General features: G+C 46.6%; 12 protein-coding genes. All 12 read left to right on the forward strand.

What is annotated here, in order from left to right; translation table 11 throughout:
• The first annotated feature begins 196 nt into the window (after positions 1–196).
• The 12 genes from K339_RS0112050 to K339_RS0112105 all read left to right on the forward strand — a co-directional run bounded on the left by K339_RS0112050 (position 197) and on the right by K339_RS0112105 (position 23290).
• On the forward strand, positions 197–3592 hold the full coding sequence (locus K339_RS0112050) for a SusC/RagA family TonB-linked outer membrane protein (RefSeq protein ID WP_028523800.1): 3396 nt from the start codon (positions 197–199) through the stop codon (positions 3590–3592).
• A 29-nt stretch (positions 3593–3621) separates the two neighbouring features.
• Positions 3622–5265 carry a SusD/RagB family nutrient-binding outer membrane lipoprotein gene (locus tag K339_RS0112055; RefSeq protein WP_028523801.1) on the forward strand — a complete coding sequence of 548 codons (1644 nt, stop codon included), beginning with the start codon at positions 3622–3624 and terminating at the stop codon, positions 5263–5265.
• Between the two features lie 216 nt (positions 5266–5481).
• Positions 5482–8766 carry a SusC/RagA family TonB-linked outer membrane protein gene (locus tag K339_RS0112060; RefSeq protein ID WP_028523802.1) on the forward strand — a complete coding sequence of 1095 codons (3285 nt, stop codon included), beginning with the start codon at positions 5482–5484 and terminating at the stop codon, positions 8764–8766.
• A gap of 29 nt (positions 8767–8795) precedes the next feature.
• On the forward strand, positions 8796–10484 hold the full coding sequence (locus K339_RS0112065) for a SusD/RagB family nutrient-binding outer membrane lipoprotein (RefSeq protein ID WP_310586619.1): 1689 nt from the start codon (positions 8796–8798) through the stop codon (positions 10482–10484).
• A 236-nt stretch (positions 10485–10720) separates the two neighbouring features.
• Entirely contained in the window at positions 10721–14083 is a 3363-nt protein-coding gene (locus K339_RS0112070; RefSeq protein ID WP_374754639.1) for a SusC/RagA family TonB-linked outer membrane protein, read from the forward strand.
• Positions 14084–14107: 24 nt separating this feature from the next.
• Positions 14108–15745 carry a SusD/RagB family nutrient-binding outer membrane lipoprotein gene (locus tag K339_RS0112075; RefSeq protein WP_028523805.1) on the forward strand — a complete coding sequence of 546 codons (1638 nt, stop codon included), beginning with the start codon at positions 14108–14110 and terminating at the stop codon, positions 15743–15745.
• 284 nt (positions 15746–16029) lie between these two features.
• The gene (locus K339_RS0112080; protein WP_037300230.1) at positions 16030–17283 is read left to right on the forward strand and encodes a hypothetical protein; all 1254 of its coding nucleotides are present in this window, start codon (positions 16030–16032) and stop codon (positions 17281–17283) included.
• 12 nt (positions 17284–17295) lie between these two features.
• Positions 17296–18147: a glycerophosphodiester phosphodiesterase family protein gene (locus K339_RS0112085; RefSeq protein WP_229598732.1), complete on the forward strand. Its 852-nt coding sequence runs from the start codon at positions 17296–17298 to the stop codon at positions 18145–18147.
• 27 nt (positions 18148–18174) lie between these two features.
• Complete coding sequence (locus tag K339_RS0112090) at positions 18175–19533, forward strand: PhoPQ-activated pathogenicity-related family protein (RefSeq protein WP_028523808.1); 1359 nt, start codon at positions 18175–18177, stop codon at positions 19531–19533.
• A gap of 57 nt (positions 19534–19590) precedes the next feature.
• On the forward strand, positions 19591–19782 hold the full coding sequence (locus tag K339_RS0112095) for a hypothetical protein (protein WP_028523809.1): 192 nt from the start codon (positions 19591–19593) through the stop codon (positions 19780–19782).
• A 15-nt stretch (positions 19783–19797) separates the two neighbouring features.
• Positions 19798–21441 carry a glycerophosphodiester phosphodiesterase family protein gene (locus K339_RS37550; protein ID WP_051397975.1) on the forward strand — a complete coding sequence of 548 codons (1644 nt, stop codon included), beginning with the start codon at positions 19798–19800 and terminating at the stop codon, positions 21439–21441.
• A gap of 88 nt (positions 21442–21529) precedes the next feature.
• A complete protein-coding gene (locus K339_RS0112105) occupies positions 21530–23290 on the forward strand; it encodes a purple acid phosphatase family protein (RefSeq protein WP_028523810.1) in 1761 nt (586 codons plus the stop codon).
• Positions 23291–23428 lie beyond the last annotated feature (138 nt).

The raw sequence follows: 23428 nt of genomic DNA on the forward strand, positions 1-23428 counted from the left end.
ATAGATTTTGTAGGTAAAAGTCTTAACTAGCCGCCGCAAATGGTATCGTTTGCGGCGGCTGCTTTTATAGGAAGTAAGTCAAATTGATTGACTAGAAGCGAGGTATATTTTTTAATCGGATTTTAATCTCGTTTTTTAGCCTACCTAATGAGGTAGGGGGTATTTATGGGTACAATCAATTAAACAACTTACTAAAATGAAGGACAACTCTACTATGGGGCGAATGCTGAAGCGAATCCTACTGACGACGATGGTTGTGAGCGGATGCTTCGCGATGGTTTGGGCACAAACCAGAACCATTACGGGGAAAATTACCTCGAAAGAAGACGGGAACGCTATGCCGGGCGTGAATATCGTCTTGAAAGGCACCCAACGTGGTTCGAGCAGTAATGCTATGGGTAACTTTTCAATCGAAGTTCCAAACAATAACGCAGTACTGGTATTCTCTTTTGTGGGATACAAAACCCAAGAAATTCCAGTGGCTTCGCGTAGTATCATTGAAGTAGCCTTGGAGCCAGGCGCAGAAAGCCTGCAAGAAGTGGTGGTAACTGCCTTGGGGATTAACCGCGAAAAACGTTCTTTGGCCTATTCGGTGGGAGAGCTAAAGTCAGAAGACATCGTGAAGGCATCTAACCCTAACTTGTTGAAAGCCCTGGACGGAAAAGTAAGTGGGGTAAACCTCACAAGCTTGAGTAGCGACCCTACGTCGTCGGTGTTGGTGAACATTCGTGGGTCGTCGGCGATGCCTACTTTGAGCGATGCCAACGTTTCGTTGAAAAGTCAGCCTTTGTACGTCATCAACGGTGTGCCAGTGGGTACGCAGTCGTTTACCAACAAAGACGGGGTTGATTTTGGGAACATTCTTTCGCAACTGAACCCCGAAGACATTGCTTCAGTAACCATCCTGAAAGGTGGAAGTGCTGGTGCGCTTTACGGCGCTGAAGGTGGTAATGGGGTGATTATGATTACGACCAAATCGGGCGTGGGATTGAAAAAAGGAATTGGGGTGAGCTTTACATCGGCGGCAACGACCGAAAAAGCCTACCAGTTTTTCCCAGAACAAACAGTTTTCGGCCAAGGAGAACGTGCTTACGAGTGGCAGTATGACAACACAGATACGTGGGGGCCGATTTTGGATGGTTCATTCAAAGCCGATTATTGGGATGTAGCGGCGAAACAATGGAAAAATGGCCCAATGGTATCGTCAGGCGAAGACCGCGTGAAAGAATACCTCCGAACAGGTAGTACACTGACCAACACTGTGGGTGTGACAGGCAACTACGACAAAGGTTCGTTCCGTTTTTCGATTTCGGACATGAACAACAAAGGGGTAATGCCTAACACAAAGACCGATCAGAAGTCTTTTACGTTGAATACCACTTACAATTTGACCAAAGACATTCGCGTATCGGTGAGCGGTAATTACATCAAAACTTTTACACCAAACAAAGCCAACGTTACTGGTTCTAACAGCGTATTGAACGATTTGTTGTTCAATTTGCCCACCAACCTACAGCCACTTTCACAAATGCGTGATTATTGGTTGACAGGTTTTGCGGGAGTTCGCCAAAACGGAGCCATTATGAAAGACAATGGCATCGACGTAGCTCAAAACAACCCTTGGTGGCTTACCTACGAAAAAATCCACAAGTTTGCGCGTGACAATTACTTTGGCAAAGCGCAATTGGATTGGCAATTGTCGAAGCCATTTTCTTTGGTGCTCCGTACGGGTATGCAAAACGTGAGAGAAAACTACGAATTGCGCCAATCTTGGGGGGCAAAAGGAGATGCTTACGGACAATATGTAGTGGGTAACAACAACAGCATGGAAGCCAATACGGATGCGATTTTGACCTACAACAACACATTTGGCAAAATGAACTTGTCAGTGTCGGGCGGGGGTAACTACCGCTTCACGAATGCCAGCACGCTCGAAATCACGGGAGGAGATTTGAGCTCGCCTAACTTGTTTACGCTCGCCAACATCAAAGCAGGTACTTTGACCGTCAGCGGTACGGGTACAAACTTAGGTACAAACGTAGGTGCGCCGTATTTCAACGGAAAATCGGTAAGTGCGTACGGAATGGCAAACCTTAGCTACGACAACAAGTTGTTTTTGGAAGTAACGGGCCGCAACGACTGGAAAGGGGCGTACGCTCAAGAAAAAATCAGCTATTTCTACCCATCAGCTTCGTTGAGTTGGGTAGCTTCTGAGAGCTTCAAATTGCCACAAGTGATTAACTATTTGAAAGCCCGCTTGAACTACGCCGACGTAGGAAACGGCTTGGTGCGCCGTCGTTCGATTGATACGTACAGCTACGACGCCAGCCCTTGGGGTTCTATCAATACCGTTAGCTTGAATGCCACCATCGTGGACCCTGACTTGAAAGCGCAACACTCGATTTCTAAAGAAGCTGGTTTTGACCTTTGGATGTTTAGCAATCGTTTGAAACTTGATTTTACGTACTTCGTGAAAGACCAAAAAGACCAAATCGACAACATTCCGTTGGTACAAGGAACAGGTTATACGGGCTTGTTGACCAACATCGGCGACGTCCGCAACAAAGGGTTTGAGTGGGGATTGAACTTTACACCTATCAAAACCAAAGATTTCACTTGGGATGTATCGGCAAGTTTTACGCACTACAAAGCAACAATCACCCGCTTGTCTGACAAATTTGCGCCAGCAGGATATGTATTTGCCAGCTACGATGGTAAAACAAAAGTGAAGTTGGCCCAAGGTGAAGTAATCGGAAGTATCTACGAAGAAAACCCCATTTTGCGCGTAAAAACGGGTAAATACGCAGGAATGCCTTTGTTGGATAGCCAAGAAGGTAAAATCCAAAAATCAAGCGATGAGCGCGACCGTGGTAAACTCGGTAACTTCAACCCTGATTTTATCTTAGGCTTGAATACGACATTGAAGTACAAGCAATTTACGCTTGGCTTGGTAGGAAGCTTACGTAAAGGAGGTAAATACGTGTCGGTAAACCAGCAATATGCGGAATCGAATGGACGTGCCATGACAACCTTGGGCTCGGGCGACAATAACCCTTGGTGGGTAGGTGGACGTGACGCCGCACACGGTGGAATGGTTTGGCCCGCTGAAAATGCCAGCGACTATGCGGCCATCAACTCAAACAACAACGACAAACGCTCTGATTTTCAAGATGCTAGTTACGTAAAAGGTGTTTTCTTGAATCCCAATTACAAAGGAGATCCTGCCGCTGCTACTGACGCTGATTACATCGTAAATGGTGCAAATCCTAAAAATACGTTCTATGATTTCCCTTATAACGGCTACGGTGACATCATCTGGAACTTCTCAGCCACAAGAACGTACGATGCGACCAACTTCAAAATGAGAGAAATCACGTTGGCATACACATTGCCCAAAAACCTGACCTCTAAGTATAACCTCAACAATGTGTCGTTGGCGTTTATTGGCCGTAATTTGTTCCAATGGAATGCCTCAGGCCGCAACGAAGACCCTGAGTCAGCTTTTACGGGGGTAGGTACCAACCAAGGTATTTTGAGAGCAACCTTGCCAGCGATTCGTTCGTACGGATTGAAGCTTTCTCTTGATTTTTAAGCATTTACTATCACTGTACAATCAAGAACATGAAATCATACATAAAAATTTTCGCATTCTCAGCCTTACTGACAGGAATCACAACGTCTTGCAGTGAAGATGAACTACGGGTAGTGGATACCGTACAGCAGCTCGACGCAGTAGAATCGGTCAACGATCCGTTCTTGTTGGCGTCGGTCATTAAGCAAACGTCGCTTTTCTACCAAAACATGGGCTTTGACAACCGCCGCCTTCCTAGTGCGGTGCAACACATGCAAAGCAACTACCAGAGCGGCGACAACTTCTATTCAGGATTTAAGTCGCCGATTGACGACATGTATTCGGCCATGAATATCCTTAAATTGATTGACGGTTCGATTGGTTTGGCCGATAAACGGGCGTCAAAAGTGCACAAGGGTATTTTTATCACGTTTCGGGTGATGTTGTTTTCGTACATGACCGATTTTTATGGCGATGTGTATTATACCCAAGCCTTGAAAGCACGCGAAGGGATTTTATATCCCAAATACGACAAACAGTCGGATACCTACACAGGATTGTTGAAAGAGTTGGACGATGCCACAGCGCTAATGAACTCAGGCACCGAACCCATCGACAAAAGCTACGACTTGATGTTTGGCGGGGATAAAACCAAGTGGCTCAAATTCGCTAACTCGCTCAAATTGCGCTTAATTATGCGTGCTTCGGGCAAATTGACGGACGCTGGTGCCCGAATGACCGCCGTGCTGGCCTCTCCAATTTTTACGGATGCTACCGAAAATGCCTCCATTGCGTACGTAGGAACAACGGCAGATAACTCGTGGAAAGGTGGTACAATCAACTGGGGTACGGTCGATGAATTTAACAAACGCCGTCCTTGTAAAACATTGGTTGACAAGCTGGTAGAATTAAAAGATCCGCGTTTGAATGTATGGGTAGCTCCCGTAGAAACTCCTTGGACGACCGATAAATCGAAAGATGGACAAACGGTTTCAACAACCGATGCCAACGGCTTTACTTATACTTCCAAGTGGGAGTATTTGGATGTGAACAACAAAGACATGGCCGCGCAAGTATCCAACATCACCGATACCGACAAGCTATACGTAGGATTTATTGCGGGGATGTTGAGCGACTGGAAAAACGGAAACGGGCACTACAATACCGCCGCAGGCGGGGTTGTGGGTAACTTTAAAGTTTCGCAGTATTCGCAGTTGTTCCGCCAAAACAAGCATAATTTGCTCAAAGCCCAACTGATGAACAGCGACGAAGTGCAGTTCATTTTGGCCGAAGCAGCTGCCAAAGGTTTGATTTCGGGAAGTGCTGATACGTATTACCGCAAGGGCATCACCAACTCACTCTTGCGTTGGGGCGTAAAACAAGCCGATGTGGATAAATACGTGGCACAAACCACTGTTGCTTTGCCCGCTGATAAAGCTGGGCAGTTGGCCAAAATTGCGGAACAAAAATGGTTGGCTTTATTTACCGTTTCGACCGAAGCGTACTTGGATTTGCGCCGCACGGGCTTGCCAAATATCTTCAGTAATGGTCGCTTGACGGGTTATACATTCCCCGTTCGGTACCGCTACCCAGGCAATGAATTGGGGCAAAACCGCACGGCTTACGACTTGGGAGTAAGCACGTTATCTCCCGCAACAGATAACGAGTTTTCAAAAATGTGGTTATTGCAATAAATTAATTTATGTAGGTGAGGTAGATTTTTTATTCCTCACCTACCTATTTTTTATGTGTGGTTAAGTTATTGATAATTAGCTTGTTAAAATATTTTTTGTCTATAAACGTTAATCGAACCTTTCCTTTTCTTTACCAAAAAATAATAAATCTGCAATAGTCTGAATATTTGGTTAGTACGTACCATTGGTACTAACTAATTAAACTTAGCAGACTATATGAAACACTTTTTTCCTTTAGAGCGGGTAACGAGGATGTTGCTTGTAATAGGATTGGTATGGGGAGGCCTCTGTACTTCAGTGTACGCCCAACTTAGAACCATCACAGGTAAAGTAACGACTGGCGAAGACGGCTCTGCCATGCCTGGCGTGAACGTCGTACTAAAGGGTACCCAAAAAGGGACCAGCACAAACGCATCAGGTAATTACTCAATAGAGGTAAACGGGGCTAATCCAGTACTCGTTTTTTCGTTTGTTGGGTATGATCCAACGGAAGTTGCGGTAGGAAACCGTAACATGGTTGACGTAAAATTGAACCCAGGTGCCGAAACACTCGGGGAAGTGGTCGTAACGGCCTTGGGTATCAAACGCGAAAAACGTGCCCTTGGTTACTCGGTAGGCGAAGTGTCTGGTAAAGACATTGTAAACGTACCGCAAGAAAACGTGCTGAACGCCCTTTCGGGGCGCGTGGCTGGGGTGCAAATCAACCAGACCAGTGGCGTTGGTTCTTCGGTGAGTATTGTTATTCGTGGAGCCAAATCGTTGAGCAACGACAACCAGCCACTTTTTGTCGTGGACGGTGTACCTATGGCCAACAGTTTGAACAACCTTCGTTCGATGGGTGATCGTAACAACGTGGATTACGGTAACGCCATCTCTGACCTTAACCCCGACGATGTAGAAAGTGTATCAGTCTTGAAAGGGCCAAGTGCGGCCGCCTTGTACGGCTCACGCGCTGGTAATGGGGTGATTTTGATTACGACCAAATCAGGTAAAAAAGGAAAAGGATTGGGCGTGTCGTTCTCAACGAGCAACGTATTCGAGACCCCGTACCGCTTCTTGGATTTTCACTACAAGTATGGCAACGGAAACCGCAATGCGCGCTTAGACGAAACGTCGGCGTACTGGGCTGGCCCAGAGTTGGATAAAGGCATTTTGGCAGCGCAGTGGAATAGCCCATTGGATGCAAACGGTCAGAAAATTCCAACGGAGTTGAAGTCGTACAAAGACAACATGAAAAACTTCTTGGAAACAGGAATTACGACGACCAACAACTTGTCGATTTCGGGTTCTACCGATAAGAGCACTTACCGCGTTTCGTACAACTACATGCAAAACAACGGCCCTATCCCTAACTCGGATTTGAAGCGCCATACGTTGTCGGCAGCTGGTACGTACGATATTAGCAACAAAGTTAAACTCAGTACCAACTTAAACTTTGTTCGTTCGTTCTCTAAAAACCGCCCATCCACTGCCAACCGTGGAGCTAACCCATTGGAAGCTGTTTATTTGTGGCCACACGTGGACGTGAGAGATTTGAAAAATTACTGGGTACCTGGTAACGAGCAAATTCGCCAACTATCGCCTTCAGCAAACGGTGATAACCCTTATTTCTTGGCGTACGGAATCAACAACGGCTTCAACCGTGACCGTGTGTATGGAAACATGAAGTTGGATTATAACATCACGCCAGAACTCTCGGCCTTTGCACGGATATCGTACGATATGTTTACGGAAGACCGTGAAACCAAAATTCCTTGGAGCTATTCTCGCGTACGTAACGGAGGCTATTACATGCAGGGAATCGGCCGTAATGAAACAAACACAGACTTCTTGTTGACCTACAAAAAAGCCATCAAATCATTTGATTTGAGCGTATCAGGCGGAGGAAACTACATGGTGCAGAACTACAAAGAAGACTACATGGGTGGTAGCATTCTAACTGTGCCAGGCTTGTACCGTATCGGAAACATTCCGTTGGCATCGCTTCAAGTTAGCAATGGTAGCAACAAAAAAGAAATTTATAGCTTGTACGGAATGGCGTCTTTGGGCTATAAAAATATGCTTTACTTAGACTTGACAGCCCGCAACGACTGGTCGAGTACACTTCCTGCCGAAAACCGTTCGTATTTCTACCCATCGGCGTCATTGAGCTGGTTGGCCAATTATACCTTTAGCTTACCAAAATCAATTTCATTGTTGAAATTCAGAGCAGGTTGGGCACAAGTGGGTAACGACGCGGCACCATACCAATTGGTGCCAACGTTGGGTACAGGTACTTGGGGAAGTTTGATTACGACCAACGTACCGGGTACGTTGTTGAACGCCCAATTGAAGCCTGAAATCGCTACCTCAACCGAATTTGGTTTGGATTTTGGTTTGTTTGAAAACCGCATTCGTTTTGAAGGAACGTACTATTATGTAGAAAATAAAAACCAGATTTTGAGCATTACGACCCCATCTTCTTCGGGTTTTGGTAGCAAGCTTATCAACGCAGGTTTGTTGGCAAGCAAAGGCTGGGAAATCAACCTCGGTGGTAGCCCAATCCGCGACAAGAATGGCTGGAATTTGGATGTGAACGTAAACTTCACCCGCAACCGTACGCGTATTAAAGAGTTGACCGAAGGAATGGATTTCTACCAGCTTTGGGATGATAACAACGGTGGAGCATTTACCTACGTAGGCCAAGAAATTGGCGATATCTATAGCCGTGGCTATGCAACAGTGCAAGATGCGTCTTCGCCGTATTACCGTTGGCCTATTTTGGACAGAAATGGTAGCTGGATTCCTGTCAATGACCGTAATGCTCGGATGAAAGTAGGAAACTTTAACCCTAGCTTTATCATGGGTATGCAAACCACACTTTCGTACAAGCGCTTCTCATTGGCGGCTAGTTTTGACGCACGCATCGGTGGCAACTTCCAATCTTATACTTACCGCTACGGCGAGTCTGACTGGAAATCGCAACGTCAAGTTAATAACCTAATTCCTGGGGGATTGTATTCGGAAGCTGAGCTAGTTGCACTTTTAAAGTCAAATCCTGATCAGTACATCATCCCTACAAATGGAAACTTCCCTCGCGTAGGTGGCTACACCAAAGCCACAGGTGGTATGGGTGCCGATGGCGATGGTGCTTTTGTTCCAGGGGTAATTTTACAAGCTGATGGTACGTACAAGGAGCATTTGGGTGGTGCAGGTACTAACATTTTCCCTATTTCAAACACCTATCCTTGGAGCTACAACCAACAAATTACGTTCGACGCGTCTTTCTTGAAAATGAGAGAGCTTTCGTTGAGTTACAATATCCCTAACATTGGCGGGTTCCGTAATGCTAGCATCTCAATTTTCACACGTAACCTCATGCTTTGGAACGCTGCAAAAATCGGAATCGACCCTGAAAGAGCATTCCAAGCAGATGGCGGTCGTTTCAGACAAGGGATTGAGTTGCAAAACGTAATGCCTTGGACCATGCCAATCGGGTTTAAGTTAAACTTCAATTTGTAATCAACTAACATTCATAGCGTACGATGAAAATGTTAAAAATCTTATCAAAATCGGCGTTGGCCTTGGCAATTGTGGTTGCCTCGTCATGTAGCGACCGTTTGTCGGAAACAAACGTAAACCCAAACGGGATTGACCCAGCTACTGCCAACCCCAACCTAATGATGCCAGAGGTGATGAACTCGGCAGCTAGGGCGTATTTGGAACTTGGCTACGGCGACGTAGCAGGGGTAGCCCAACACATCCAACACGACGGCTGGTTTAGCGGCGTCAATCACTATGATTGGGGCCCGCAAGACTGGAGCGGCTGGTACAACATGCTCCGTAACAACGAGTTTATGTACAAGCGCTCGGTGGCGCTCAACTACAAGTTCCACCAGGGCGTAGCGCTCACAATGCGCTCGTTTATCTTCGGAGTTATCACGGATTTGTGGGGAGATGCTCCCTACACGTCGGCGGTGAAAGGCGACCAATCTAACGAATTGTTGAAGCCTGCTTTCGATAGCCAAGAAGTAATTTACAAAGGAATTATCGCTGATTTGAAGGCGGCTTCTGAGCTTTTTGGAACAAAAGATGCGACGGGTTACACGACGGGTTATGACTTGTTTTACGCAGGAAACCCTACATCGTGGCAGAAATTTGCCAATACGTTGTTGTTGCGTTATTACATGCGCGTTTCTGACAAAATGCCTGCTGAAGCCAAAGCGGGAATCGAAGCAATCTATAGCTCAGGTGTTTATATCAAAACACAAGCTGAAGATGCAACCATGGCTTACATTGGCGCTACTGCTGGAAATGCTTGGCCTGGTGCGGTAGCTTTTGACCAAGAGCAATCAAACTTTAGAAGAAAGAAACCTGCGCAGGCATTTGTAAATGCGCTTGTTTCAACGGGTGACCCTCGTTTGAAAGTATGGCTTGCACCAGTTCACGTTCGTTGGGTGGCTGACGAAACCCTCACAACCGACGTAGATAAGTTTATCCGTAAAGACGGGGTAATTCAACAAAATGTAAGCTATTTGACTGACTTGGTGCTACTTGCAGAAGTGAAAAAAGGCACAAAATATACGCGTCATTACAATCCAAAATTGTACAAAGGCACTTTGGATACGGGTGAGTATGTGGGTGTACCTGCGGGACTTATCCAGCCTGATACGTACAACAACAACCCAACGCCTGGCCAAACCGTACAGAACCAACACGTGTCTCAGCTTGCAGAGGTATATCGTGGAAGCAGCGGTGGCTTGTTGAAAGCGCGTTTGGCATCATCGGCAGAAGCGTCGTTTATTTTGGCAGAAGCAGCGTTGAAAGGCTGGTCGGTAGGAACTGCTCAAGCGAATTACAATGCGGGTGTCAAAAATTCTCTTGAAACTTGGGGAGTAGGTTCGCAGTATGATGCGTTTATAGCTAAACCGGGTGTTGCATTTAACAATACTTTGGCGCAAGTGATGGAGCAAAAGTGGCTTGCCAACTGGACAATGGCAACCGAAGCGTGGTTTGATTACCGCCGTACGGGACTGCCAGCGTTGAAAGCAGGGCCTGCTTCTGCCGAACCTGTTGTGGCGGTGCGTTTCAATTACGGAGACAATGAAGTAAATTTCAACCGTACCAATGCTGACGCCGCTATCAATAAATTAGAGGTAACAAAACATTCTGGTTTAAGAGGAAAAAACAGCCAATGGTCGAAACCTTGGGTACTCCAAGGGACGAATAAGCCTTGGTAATTTTTTGGGTTAGTTGAACAAAAAAAGGGCAGAACTTTTCTGCCCTTTTTTTTATCTAAATGTTTCCAAAATGGCTTTTATGTTACTTTATCTCAATTGGTTGTAAAAAAAAGTAGTTTAGGATAGCCCTTTTTAATTTGGCATACGTAAAAGGGAATAATACAACTACTTAACCAATTAATGACATGATTGAAAACTCTACACCTTCTCAAATGCTGAGGTATTTGGGGATGATGATGTTGGTAGTAGGGCTATGTATTTCCCAAGCCATAGCTCAAACTCGAACCGTCACTGGAAAAATTACTTCCAAAGAAGACGGTGCTCCCATGCCAGGAGTCAATGTAATTCTGAAAGGAACCCAGAAAGGTTCGACCAGTAATGCTACTGGAACGTACAGCATCGAAGTCAGCGGCGCTAATCCAACGCTGGTATATTCGTTTGTCGGTTATGACGCCTTAGAAGTAGTCGTCGGCAACCGAAATGTGGTGGACATTGTACTTACGCCAGGGATTGAAAACCTGAAAGAAGTGGTCGTGACCGCCTTGGGTATCAAGCGTGAAGAGAAATCATTGGGATATTCGGTGGGTAAAATCGACAGCAAAGACCTGAACCGCGTGGCCCAAGAAAACGTCCTAAACGCCATGGCGGGAAAAGTAGCTGGGGTTACCATTAGTTCAACGGGCGGTACGGGGTCATCGGTGAGTATGGTGATTCGGGGAGCTACTTCGTTGAGTAGCGACAATCAACCTTTGTTTGTGGTGGATGGGGTTCCGTTGGCCAACACCCTCAACAACATTAGCCAAGTCGGGAACGATAACCGTGCCGATTTTGGTAACTCTATTTCGAGCCTTAACCCCGACGATATCGAAAGTGTGTCGATTTTGAAAGGGCCAAGTGCAGCGGCGCTGTATGGTTCGCGGGCGGGGAACGGCGTGGTGCTTATAACCACAAAAAGCGGCTCTAAAGCCAAAAAAATGACCGTTTCGATTACTTCTAACACGGTTTTTGACAAACCATTTAAGTATTTGAAATGGCAAACTCAGTTTGGAACGGGGCAGTTTTCGGCCATTCCACCCGCCATTAGTGGTACACCTTTGAGTAATCCATTTGGGGGGTTGATTCAAGAAAATATCGCAGCTACCTACGGCGCAGCTTTGGACAAAGGCTACGAAGAAGTACAATGGAACAGCCCCATTGGTGCCGATGGAAAGCCCATGAAAATGCCGCTTGTGTCGCACCCAAATAACGTTAAAAACTTTGTGCAAACAGGCGTAACGACCACCAACGGCGTCTCGATTGCCAACAGCACAGACTTGTTCAACTACCGTTTGTCGTATTCAAACATGCAGCACAAGGGCATTGTTCCCAACTCTGATTTGTTTAGAAATACCATCAACTTAAATACGTCGGTCAAAGTAAGTGACAAACTGCGGGTAAGTACCAATTTAGACCTGAGCCGCTCAAATTCAAATAACCGACCTGCTACCAACCGAGGGGCTAACCCGCTTCAGTGGGCGTATGCCGTGTCTCCCCATACCGACATTCGTGATTTGGAAAACTACTGGTTGCCAGGTCAGGAAGGGTTGCAGCAACGCTCGCAGTTTAAGGGCATTTGGAATAACCCTTACTTCTTAGCGTATGAAGTAAACAACAGCTTTGTACGTGACCGTGCGTTTGGTAACATCAAAGCAGAATGGCAGATTACGCCCGAAATCAGTTTGATGGGGCGCTATGCCATTGACACGTATAACGAAAAACGTGAAATGAAGGTGGGCAATAGCTACACCAACGACCCGCGTGGCGCGTACGGGATCATCAACATCGCCAATTTTGAAAGCAACGCCGATTTCTTAGCGACCTATAAGAAAGATGTCAAAGACTTCAGCTTTGCGTTTTCGGTGGGAGGAAATGCCCGTTACCAAAAAGGCTCGAACGTAACCAATGCCACCAAAAGCGGTACAGGTTTGATTGTACCAGGCGTTTATACCATCCAAAACATTGCCCCTGCTAACCTCGACTACAATAGTTCGTGGTTCCAAAGAGCCATTTATAGTGGTTACGGATTGGCAAACATTGGTTACAAAGACATGGTGTTTTTGGACGTAACTGCCCGCAACGACTGGTCGAGTACGCTTCCAGCGGCCAACCGCTCATATTTCTATCCATCGGCTTCGTTGAGCTTGTTGGTGAACGAAATGCTCCCGTTGACCAACCAAATCAGTATGTTGAAACTTCGTACAGGATTTGCTCAGGTGGGTAACGACGCCAACCCGTACCAATTGCTCGGAACGCTCGGCAATGCTGGTACGTGGGACGGAGTACCTCGCCTCAGTACACCAGGTACACTCCTTATTTCTGACCTCAAACCCGAAATCGTAACCTCGTACGAAAGTGGGATTGACCTTAATTTGTTCAAAAACCGTTTGCGCTTCTCTGGTACGTACTACATGGTCGAAAACCGCAACCAGATTCTAAGTACCAAACTTCCGCCGTCGTCGGGTTATACCCTTAAAAACATCAATGCAGGATTGTTGGTAAGCAAAGGCTTTGAATTTGTGTTGGGTGGAACGCCAATCGACCGTAACAATTGGCGCTGGGATATTAATGCCAACTGGACGCGCAACCGCACAACCATCAAGCAGCTTTCGGATGACTTGCCTTACTATACGCTTTGGACAGACGCCAAAGGAGGCGCTTGGACGTACGTAGGTGAGCAGATTGGAGATATTTATGACGCGAAAGTCGTGACGGTTGAAAACAAAGAATCGCCGTATTATGGGTATCCTATTTTGGATCAAACGGGCAAGTGGCAGTCGATTGATGCCATCAATACGAAAAACAAAATCGGGAACTTCAACCCTAAATTTATCATGGGTTTGCAGACCTCGATTTCGTACAAAGGCTTTAGCTTGAGTATGTCTTTCGACTGGCGTAATGGTGGCGACTTTGTGTCGCAGACCTATCGCTTTGGGGAAGAAAACGGACAGTCGCAGTTGTTTTTGGATAAATTATTCAACCCTAACGGCTTGACAGGCAAAGCCCTCCGCGATTATTTGGTGGCAAATCAAGACAAAATGGTGCTTATCAACGGCAACAACTTCCCGTTGGTAGGTGGACCAACGCCAGATTATGGTGGGTATCCGTTTAAGTATGGCCCTTACACACTTCCTCATGGAGGTGTATTTGTTCCTGGAGTAGTAGCAACGGGCTACGATGCCAACGGAAATCCAACAGGTTTCAAAGAAAACTTGGGAGAAACAGGGACGTTGATTTTACCATTTGCAGGAAGTACCGCTTGGTCGTTTACCAGAGCGTTTTTGTACGATGCCTCTTTCCTCAAGATGCGTGAAATTACGCTTGGGTACGATTTGCCACAGAGTTGGTTGAAAAAAGTGGGTGTACAAAGCGCCAATTTCTCGGTGTATAGCCGTAACATCATTCTTTGGACAGCCGCAAAAATCAACATCGACCCAGAAATGGCATTCCAGCAAGAAGCCAGCGTGCAAGGTGGCGGAAGCCAGTTTAAACAGGGTATCGAACGCTACAACGTCAACCCTTGGGTTATTCCAGTCGGTTTTAAATTGGGTCTCACATTCTAAGAAAACATAAACAACATTAAGGCAATGAAAATCAAGAACTTTAAATCAACTTGCTTGATGCTTTTGTTTTCTTGTACAGTCTTTTCTTGTAAAGATTTAACTGTACTTAACGAAAACCCCAACGGCGTCAACCCCGCTAATGCCAATCCAAACTTGGTGTTATCAACCGTTTTAACAGAAAGCGGAAAAGCGTTTGTCAACTTGGGCTACCAAGACATCGCAGGCGTGATGCAGCATACCCAAAAAGATGGCTGGAGTAGCGGCCACAACGAGTACGATTGGGGCGGAAGCCAAAGCTGGGCGGGGTACTACGATATTTTGCGTAACAATCAATACGTCTATGACCGTGCCATCGCTACCAACTCAGAGTTGCACCAAGGCATCTCGCTGGTGATGAAATCCATGCTGTTTGGGTTGATTACCGACCTTTGGGGCGATGCGCCCTACACTTCAGCTTTAAAAGGAGCCGATGGCGGTGCCGCCAATACGTTTCCTTCGTACGATTCGCAAGAGTCGGTTTACACGGGAATTTTGGCTGACCTTGAGAAAGCAAACACATTGCTTTCCAAAAATGCGACAGACTATCCCGTAACTGTTGGTACGGCCGATGTCTATTATGGGGGAGCGCCTGCCAAATGGCGTAAGTTAGCTAACTCCTTGGCGTTGCGTTATTACATGCGTATTTCGAGCAAAAAACCTGATGTAGCAAAAGCTGGCATTGAAAAAATTGTAGGAAATGCGACGCAGTACCCCATTATTACGGCCATTGCTGACGACTGCGCGATGCCTTTTGCGGGAAATAGCAACGACGACTCTTGGCCTGCCAACGCCATTTACGATGCCAGCGAAAGTAACTACCGTCGTATCAAAATGGCGGCAACGTTTGTAGATAGATTGTTGGCAATCAAAGACCCGCGTCTGGGAGTTTGGGCCAACAAAGTAAAAATTCAGTTGGTAGTGGACCCATCTTTGCCAAAAGGAACCGACAAAATTGACGGTAACAAACGCTATTTGTCGCCCGATAAAGTGGCTGGAAAAGAGTATAATACCAACGAATACGTTGGGCTGCCAACGGCGATGGTGGGAGGTGCTGCGTATAACCTGAGCCCAACCGCCGAACAAGCGGCCAACAACCCGCACGTATCGTGGTTGAACGATATTTACAAACAAGCCAAAGGAACACTTTTGAAGTCGCGTTTGATGTCGGCTGCCGAAATACGTTTTATTTTGGCCGAAGCTGCGCTGAAAGGCTGGGCGGTAGGCGATGCCAAAACGCATTATGAAGCAGGAGTAAAAGCCTCTTTAGATACCTGGGGCGTAGGAAGCAGTTATGCTACTTATATTGCAGGAGATGGCGTAAAATACGACGGAACGGTGAAACAAATCATTGAGCAAAAATGGATTTCGAGTTGGACGGCGGCCCAAGAAGCATGGTTTGACTACCGCAGAACAGGGTTTCCTGCGTTGGTTGCAGGGCCACAAGCCAAGCGCAAAGTGTTGCCAGTTCGGTTTTTCTACATGCTCGACGAACGTAATTTGAACAAGGTGAATGCCGAAAGTGCGATGAGTAAACTAGAACAAACCGAGTTTTCTGCGGCAGATGGTAAAAATAGCCCATGGTCGAAGCCTTGGGTAGCCCAAGGAACAAGCAAACCTTGGTAAGAATAAGCGTTGAAGAGAATAAAAAAGGTGGAAAACTTTCCACCTTTTTTTGCACATACCTTTATTCAATAGTCCACAAATGTAAGTTTACCGTATGCTCTTTAGGGGGATTTTAGTGGGGAGTGTCGAACATTGTGCGTCGGGTTGCTCCCAACCCGACGAGTAGCGGGAACGTCGAATATTGTGCATCGGATTGCTCACAACCCGACGAGCAGCGGGAATGTCGAATATTGTGCATCGGGTTGCTCCCAACCCGACGAATTTACCGAAAAACCAAAATCAGTATGAAAAAACGAATACTACTTAGCATAGTTATTGGGGTTTGGGCAGCCTTTGCGAGCATAGCGCAGGAGTTACGCGTGGGAGCTGCGTTGCGGGTCATTACGCCTAATCCACTGCTTCCTGCCTCAGGCGGAATAGGTACGCCTAAGCCTACCACGGAGAAAAAAGGGGATTTATTTGCCCGCGTGATGGTCCTCGAAAAAGGCGGAACGCGCGTGGCAATCGTGGGTGTTGATAACCTTGGTTGGTCGTCGGTTTTGGGCAACAAATCGCGGGCGCTAATCAAAGGCATTCCTCCCGGAAATGTGATGATTGGCTGCACCCACACCCACAGCGGCCCCGATGCGTACGCGTTTCCTGACCAGACGGGCAAATCGTCGGCCGATTTGAAGTATTTGGATGATTGTGTCAAAAAAATCGCCGATGCCGTCAATGAAGCTATTTCAAAATTAGAACCTGCTACGCTAAAAATCGCGGTGGGGGAAGCCAAAGGGCAAATTGCCTACAACTACTACGCTCCGCAGTTGTACGACCCACGTTGTGGGGTGATTCAGGCCATCAACAAACAAGGAAAAACGATTGCGACGTTGGTCAACTACGCCATTCACCCCGAAATCATTGGGTCGGGAAGAGGAATTATGAGTCCCGATATGTGCGGGCCGTTGTACGACCGCATCGAGTCGAAAGTGGGCGGAATTGCTTTGTTTATGAACAGTGCCCAAGGAGGAATGGTCACGGCTGATAACCGTCGTGAGTCGAACAATGAAGCCAATACGTGGGAAGAGTGTATCCGAATTGGCGAACTGCTGGCCGACGAAGCCTTGCGCATCGTTACTCCCGCTCCGCCCCTCGATAATGCCTCGTTGTACTGCACGGCACGCACGGTAGAGTTGCCCGTAGAGTCAGAATTGATGCGTTATATTCTTAAAAACTCACCCCTCAAGCACCCCAATGCCAAAGATGCCAGCGTAAGTACGCAGGTGAATTTAGTGAACATTGGCCCCGCCCAAATCCTGACGATTCCAGGCGAAGCGTTGCCCAACATTGGTTATTACTTAAAGCGAAACATGAACACCAAACTGCCGTTTTTGTTTGGTCTCACCAACGACGCCTTTGGGTACATGCTCGCCAAAGTCGATTTCAACAGTTTCAAACGCTATGAGTATGTGAGCCGAACCAGTTTGGGAGAAATGACTGCCGAAATTTACATGGAACAAGCCTTAAAGCTCGTCAAAGAGAGCCCTAAGGCACAATAATTGAACGATAAAATGATGAAAAAACAGTGGCTCTGGTGGAGCATGATGGGGTTGTCGATGGGAACAACGTGGGCGCAACGAAACGTCAAAGACATCAAAAAAGATTTCTTGAACCCCAAATCGAATACCGTACTGGTGGCCTCGCACCGAGCAGCGCACAACCAATTTCCCGAAAACTCCATTCCCGCCATCAAAGAAGCCATACGGCTAGGGGTAGATATTTTGGAGATTGACGTAAAAGTAACTTCCGACGGCGTGCCCGTAATTATGCACGACGGGACGGTCAATCGTACCACGACGGGAAAGGGAAAGTTAGAAGAAATGACCTTTGCGCAGCTTAATCAGCTTTTTTTGGTTGAAAATGGCAAAGCAACCACTGAAAAAATTCCGACGTTGGAAGAGGCACTTTTGCTGGCAAAAGGCCATATTTTGGTCGATTTAGACCTAAAAACCGATAAAATGGACGAGGTTTTGGCCGTAATCCGAAAAACGAAAACGGAAGATATTGTTATTTTCTTTGACAGCGATTATGAAATTCTGAAGTACGTTGACAAGAAAAACAAACGCTACATGATGATGCCACGGGCGCATTCGCTGTCCGAAGCCGATTCGGCCATTGCGTTGTTTGAGCCCGAAATTGTCCACATCGACTTCTCGTTTTATACCCCCGAAGTAGTGGGAACCATCAAAAAGCATTCGTCGCGGGTTTGGATAAATGCACTAGGTCCCGTGGATGCGGCGCTTCGGGCAGGAAAAACCGACGAAGCCCTGGGGCAGCTGCTCAAACACGGAGCCAACGTGGTGCAAACCGACGAGCCAGAGCTGTTGTTGAAATTGCTCAAAGAGCGAAAAATTCATTTATAAGTCTAACATTCTCTAACTCCAAAAATAATGCAAAAGCCATTTTTTAAACTCTTTTTGATAGCGGCCATCGTTTGGGTGGCTACTCCGTTTCTTCAGGCCCAACAAGCAAACGTTACCCCCGAAACTGCCCTCAAAAGTTACATCAACAACGGTGACGATACCTTTACGTGGGAATTGAAAGACTCGTTTCCGATGGGTGACGTGACGGGCTATAACCTTCTTTTGACTTCTCAAAAATGGCGAGGAATTACGTGGCGTCACCAGCTTACGGTGTTTGTTCCCAAAGAAAATACCCACGATGGCGCGCTGTTGTTTATTACGGGTGGTTCCAATAAAGATGAGCAGCCCAACTGGAGTACCAAAGACAAGCTTTGGTTGCCGCTGGCGGGAATTTCGTCCAAAAATAAAGCCATTGTTGTGTTGTTGAAACAAGCACCTAACCAACCACTTTATGGCAAATTGACGGAAGATGCACTCATTTCTTACACCTTGCACAATTTCAAAAAGGACGGCGATTACACCTGGCCGTTGTTGTTCCCGATGGTGAAAAGTGCGGTGAAAACCATGGATGCCGTGCAGGCATTTTCAAAACAAAAACTCAACCATGAGGTTAATAGCTTTGTAGTGACAGGTGCGTCAAAACGTGGGTGGACAACTTGGCTGTCGGCGGCGATTGATGATGCGCGTGTAAAGGCCATCGGGCCGATGGTGATTGACATGCTCAACATGCCAGCAACGCTTGATTATCAGCTCAAAAGCTACGGTGAATACAGCGTTCAAATCGAAGATTACGTAAAATTGGAGATTCCCCAAACGGCCAATACGCCCAAAGGAGCAGCCATTACGACGATGATTGACCCGTATTCGTACCGTGCAAAATTGACAGTGCCCAAAATCATTTTCATTGGTACCAACGACGAATACTGGACGGTGGATGCCATCAAACATTACTATGACCAGATTCCTGGACAAAACATGATTCACTACGTACCCAACGCAGGGCACGATTTGGGGGGAGGAGCGCAAGCGTTGGAAGCATTGAGCGCATTCTTTGGAACGACCATCAACAACCGCGCGTATCCGACTCCAAAGTGGAAAGCATCGTCGAGCCGTAAAGGGGTAAAACTGAGTATAAATACGGCAAGCGACGGTTTAGTCGATGCGATTGTTTGGTCGGCTACTTCGACGGACAAAGATTTTAGAAACGAAAAGTGGACAAGTCAGTCGTTGGGTGTGTCGAATACGTCAAAAATCAAGCTAAAAGAAAACTACCCAAGCAGTGGCTACAAAGCGTTTTACGTTGACTTAAAATACAAAAACCCAGAGGGGGGAACCTATACCGTAAGCACTCGCGTATTTCTGACAGACCAGAAAAAGGTGCTTTAAAGTAGTCTTTTGGGTAGTCTTTGGCGTACTTTAGATATACTGTATAAACAAATGACCATGGAACACTCCCGTCCAGAGTACCTAGTCGATAAGCTACTAAGCAACAAGCTGTCGAAAGAGGAGTTTGACGAATTGTTGGTAGGACTGGGAGCAACCGAAATGTCTCCAGAGTACTCTGTCATTCTGGAAGAGTATTTTAATAAGCTCATGTCAGAGTATGATGCAAAGACGCCCTTTCAACTGAGATAGTTAATTCGTTTTTCTATGAAATATGCCCAAAGGTATGCGATAACACTGCTTATCGCGCTACTTAGCATTTTTACGGGAGTTGCTCAAACAGCTCCCGTTCTGCCTGCCTCCAAAAATAAATTGGTGGTCATTGCTCACCGAGGCAACCACGTCAATGTTCCCGAAAATAGCTTGGCGTCCTACGAAGAAGCCATCAAAAGTGGCGCTGATTACGTTGAAATTGACCTACGGACGAGCAAAGATGGTATGTTGATGATTCACCACGATGCTACCGTTGACCGCATGACCAATGGACAAGGCAACGTAGCGGACAAAACGTGGGCCGAACTTCAATCGCTTCAACTCAAAAACCCCAAAGCCGACGACCCAACAGCCTACCGAATCCCTGAGTTTCGGGAGGTGCTGCGTTTGTGCAAAAACCGCATCAATATTTACCTAGATTTTAAAAATGCGGACGTGGCCGAAACCTGGAAACAGATTCAGGCAGAGGGAATGGAGAAGCAAATAGTCGTCTATTTGAACAAAGTTCCTGACTACAAAAAATGGCGAAGCGTGGCTCCCCAAATGCCGTTGATGACGAGCTTATTTGACGAGGTAAAAAATAAAGACCAACTGCGGTATTTTCTGGGACAAGTAAAAATCGAGGCGCTCGATAACATCTATGACAAAGAAATGGTGCAAGCCGCCCAAAGCGAGGGCGTAAGCGTTTGGTTAGATGTTCAAAGCCCCTCGGAAGGCGCCGAAGCGTGGAATAATGCGCTTCAAAAAGGTGTCAATGGTATTCAAACTGATCAGCCCGAAGCGTTAGTAAACTATTTAACGACCAACGGCTGGCGAAATGGACTGAGTCAAAATGCAGCTCCGTTGCCTAAAAAACCAAGCTATCAGTCGCTGTTGGATGTGTCGTACGGTGATGCCGAAGGGAAACAGAATTTGCTTGATGCGTTTTATCCCGATAATCACAACAGCAATACGAAGCTGATTGTATATATCCACGGTGGGTCGTGGAGTAGGGGAGATAAAAGTGAGTTTCCCAAACAGTTGATTGAAGAGCTGGTGGGGAACCGTGGTTACATGGTGGTTTCTATCAATTATCGTTTGGTAAACGACGGAAAAAACCTTTTCCCCGCTCAAATTGAAGATGTAAAAAAAGCCCTTGAATTTTTGTCGAGCAAGGCAAAACGATACGGTTTTAACGGTAATGAATTTGCCCTCATGGGCGGCAGTGCAGGGGCGCATTTGGCAATGCTGTACGCCTATAAACACGACGCGAAAAAGCAAGTGAAAACGGTGGTGAACCTTTGGGGGCCAACGGACTTGACCGATAAAGCCATTCGTCCCGATGGCAGCGATGCCGACAATACCGTCATTCGTTTTCTAGGAACGCCCGACCACAAAGCCCAAATCTGCGTGGATGCAAGTCCATTATTACATTTGACCAAAGAAACATCAGTGCCTACCATTTCCTTCCACGGCGTAGAAGACCCGTTGGTAAACGTCAGTCAGGCCGAAAATCTTCATAAAAAACTACAATCGTTGGGAACGCTTTCGCAACTCGAACTTTATCCCAAAGAAAAACACGGGATGAGTGCTTCGGCAGCCGTAGATGTGTTTTCAAAAATTGTCACTTGGCTCGAAAAGCAGTATCCTGCGAAGTAAGAAATATTACCTTCCCGAAAGTTCTACCACCTTCCCGAAAGTTTTAAACTTTCGGGAAGGTACGTTAAGCCTTAATTCTCTCATTTTTATGCAATTACGTTTTCTCACACCATTCGTTTTTCTCGCTTTTTTTACGTTCAAAATTCAAGCCCAAACCACGGTCAAAGAAGTACTCGACGGCGCAGTGACGCGCTTGTACAAACAACTGACTCCCGCTCAGTTAGACACAATTTCGGATGAATACATCCTTGGCTTTTTGTCAGCAAAAGAACGTCAAATTTTAGCGACGCGTTACTGGACGTTTGAGGTAAACGTCCCCGTGGTAGTCTCACTCATGCGCGACCAAGCCCAGAAAGTGCCTCCGTTTTGGCTAGCTAAAAGTGGTTTCCAAAAAACAACCATGCAAGTCAAAAACGAAGAATATACTTACGAGGTGTGGCAAAAGAAGTTTAACAAAGGAGCAGTTCAGTTAGGAATAAACGGATTTGACAAACACCGTCCTGTGTACTTTATCAGTGTAGGTCCGCAAAAAAAGGGGGATAAAGTAAAGATTACGCGGGTGTCGCCTGCCAATCAGCAGTTGCACGAAATGAAAGTGGGGGCGTTTACGTACCACGACTGGGACGACCTCGTGTTGGAAGAAGTCCCCGAAGCATTACGGGGTCAAATTCTCTTTACGACGATTCGGGGGCGGGCGCGGGAAGCGCATTTAAAAAATGCGTTTCGTCAAACGCTTTACCCGTCGCAGTCGCGCCCCGACCAAGTGGTGCTCAATCTCAGCGGTGACCCCAAAACGACCATGGATGTACAGTGGCGTACGCGACCAAACGTTACGAAAGGCCAAGTAAACTATTGGAAAGCGCAAACAACCGATACACTACGGGCAGAAGCCTCATCGATAAAGATTGAAGACCGACTTCTCCGTAACGACCGTTACATCAATCATTTTTCGGCGCAATTGAAGGGGTTACAACCTGCCACTACCTATTATTATCGAGTAGGGGCGGCGAGCAGTGGCTGGTCGGAAGTAGCATCGTTTAAAACCCAAGCCGCTACGCCCGAAGGCTTTTCGTTTATTTGGTTTGGAGATACGCACAAGTCACCCGATTGGGGAGCGATGGCACAAAAAACGTTAGCCCGCCACCCCGAAATTTCGTTTTATTCTATCATTGGAGATTTGGTCAGTACGGGCCTCAACCGCGACGAATGGGACGAGTTTTTTCATCATTCGGGCAATGTGCTGAGTTACAAACCACTGATGCCCATTCCAGGCAACCACGATAGCCAAGACGGTCTTGGGGCGGCTATGTACCAACAACTTTTTAGCCTACCTACCAATGGGCCTGCGCAGTTGCCCAAAGAGCGTACCTACTCGTTTGAGTACCAAAATGCGCTTTTTGTGATGATTGACGGGACGTTTCTGAACCACGAACAAACGGCTTGGATAGAGAAACAGCTGGCGACATCAAAAGCCAAATGGAAGTTTGTGATGCTGCACTTTCCACCCTACAATTTTGAAGAAGACTACGCCCAAATCCGTAAAGACTGGGGCGTTCTTTTTGACCGTTATCATGTGGACATGGTCATGAGCGGACACGTGCATTATTATATGCGGAGCAAACCCATGAATGCCGAAAAGATAGTGGAAAGTCCGCAAAATGGAACGATTTATACCATTTCCATTAGCATTCCGAGCCATCATAAAGAATGGCCTGAGGAGACGTATGCGGCGGCGCGTTTTCAAAGTGGCCCTGTATATCAGCATATTCGCATCGACGGCAACCGCCTCGTGTATCGTTGCCTCGACCCCGATGGCAAGGTAAAAGATGAATTGACGATTGAAAAGTAGTGTACTCTTTGGGTCAGCCTTTGTACCTTTGCCGCAAAGATTCCGAGTATCATGTCAAAACCCATCTTAGTTTTAAAATTCGGCAGCGCAGCCATCACCAAATCAAATGGAGAGCTTAACCAACTCGTCATGGTGGAA

Origin of the sequence: Runella limosa DSM 17973 (assembly GCF_000482465.1) — a bacterium.
GTDB classification, from domain to species: domain Bacteria; phylum Bacteroidota; class Bacteroidia; order Cytophagales; family Spirosomataceae; genus Runella; species Runella limosa.

Coding starts and splice junctions, on each gene's coding strand:
- K339_RS0112095 (WP_028523809.1), top strand. CDS start 19,591: ATGGAACACTCCCGTCCAGAGTACCTAGTCGATAAGCTACTAAGCAAC.
- K339_RS0112075 (WP_028523805.1), top strand. CDS start 14,108: ATGAAAATCAAGAACTTTAAATCAACTTGCTTGATGCTTTTGTTTTCT.
- K339_RS0112090 (WP_028523808.1), top strand. CDS start 18,175: ATGCAAAAGCCATTTTTTAAACTCTTTTTGATAGCGGCCATCGTTTGG.
- K339_RS0112105 (WP_028523810.1), top strand. CDS start 21,530: ATGCAATTACGTTTTCTCACACCATTCGTTTTTCTCGCTTTTTTTACG.
- K339_RS37550 (WP_051397975.1), top strand. CDS start 19,798: ATGAAATATGCCCAAAGGTATGCGATAACACTGCTTATCGCGCTACTT.
- K339_RS0112070 (WP_374754639.1), top strand. CDS start 10,721: ATGTTGGTAGTAGGGCTATGTATTTCCCAAGCCATAGCTCAAACTCGA.
- K339_RS0112080 (WP_037300230.1), top strand. CDS start 16,030: ATGAAAAAACGAATACTACTTAGCATAGTTATTGGGGTTTGGGCAGCC.
- K339_RS0112050 (WP_028523800.1), top strand. CDS start 197: ATGAAGGACAACTCTACTATGGGGCGAATGCTGAAGCGAATCCTACTG.
- K339_RS0112055 (WP_028523801.1), top strand. CDS start 3,622: ATGAAATCATACATAAAAATTTTCGCATTCTCAGCCTTACTGACAGGA.
- K339_RS0112065 (WP_310586619.1), top strand. CDS start 8,796: ATGTTAAAAATCTTATCAAAATCGGCGTTGGCCTTGGCAATTGTGGTT.
- K339_RS0112085 (WP_229598732.1), top strand. CDS start 17,296: ATGATGAAAAAACAGTGGCTCTGGTGGAGCATGATGGGGTTGTCGATG.
- K339_RS0112060 (WP_028523802.1), top strand. CDS start 5,482: ATGAAACACTTTTTTCCTTTAGAGCGGGTAACGAGGATGTTGCTTGTA.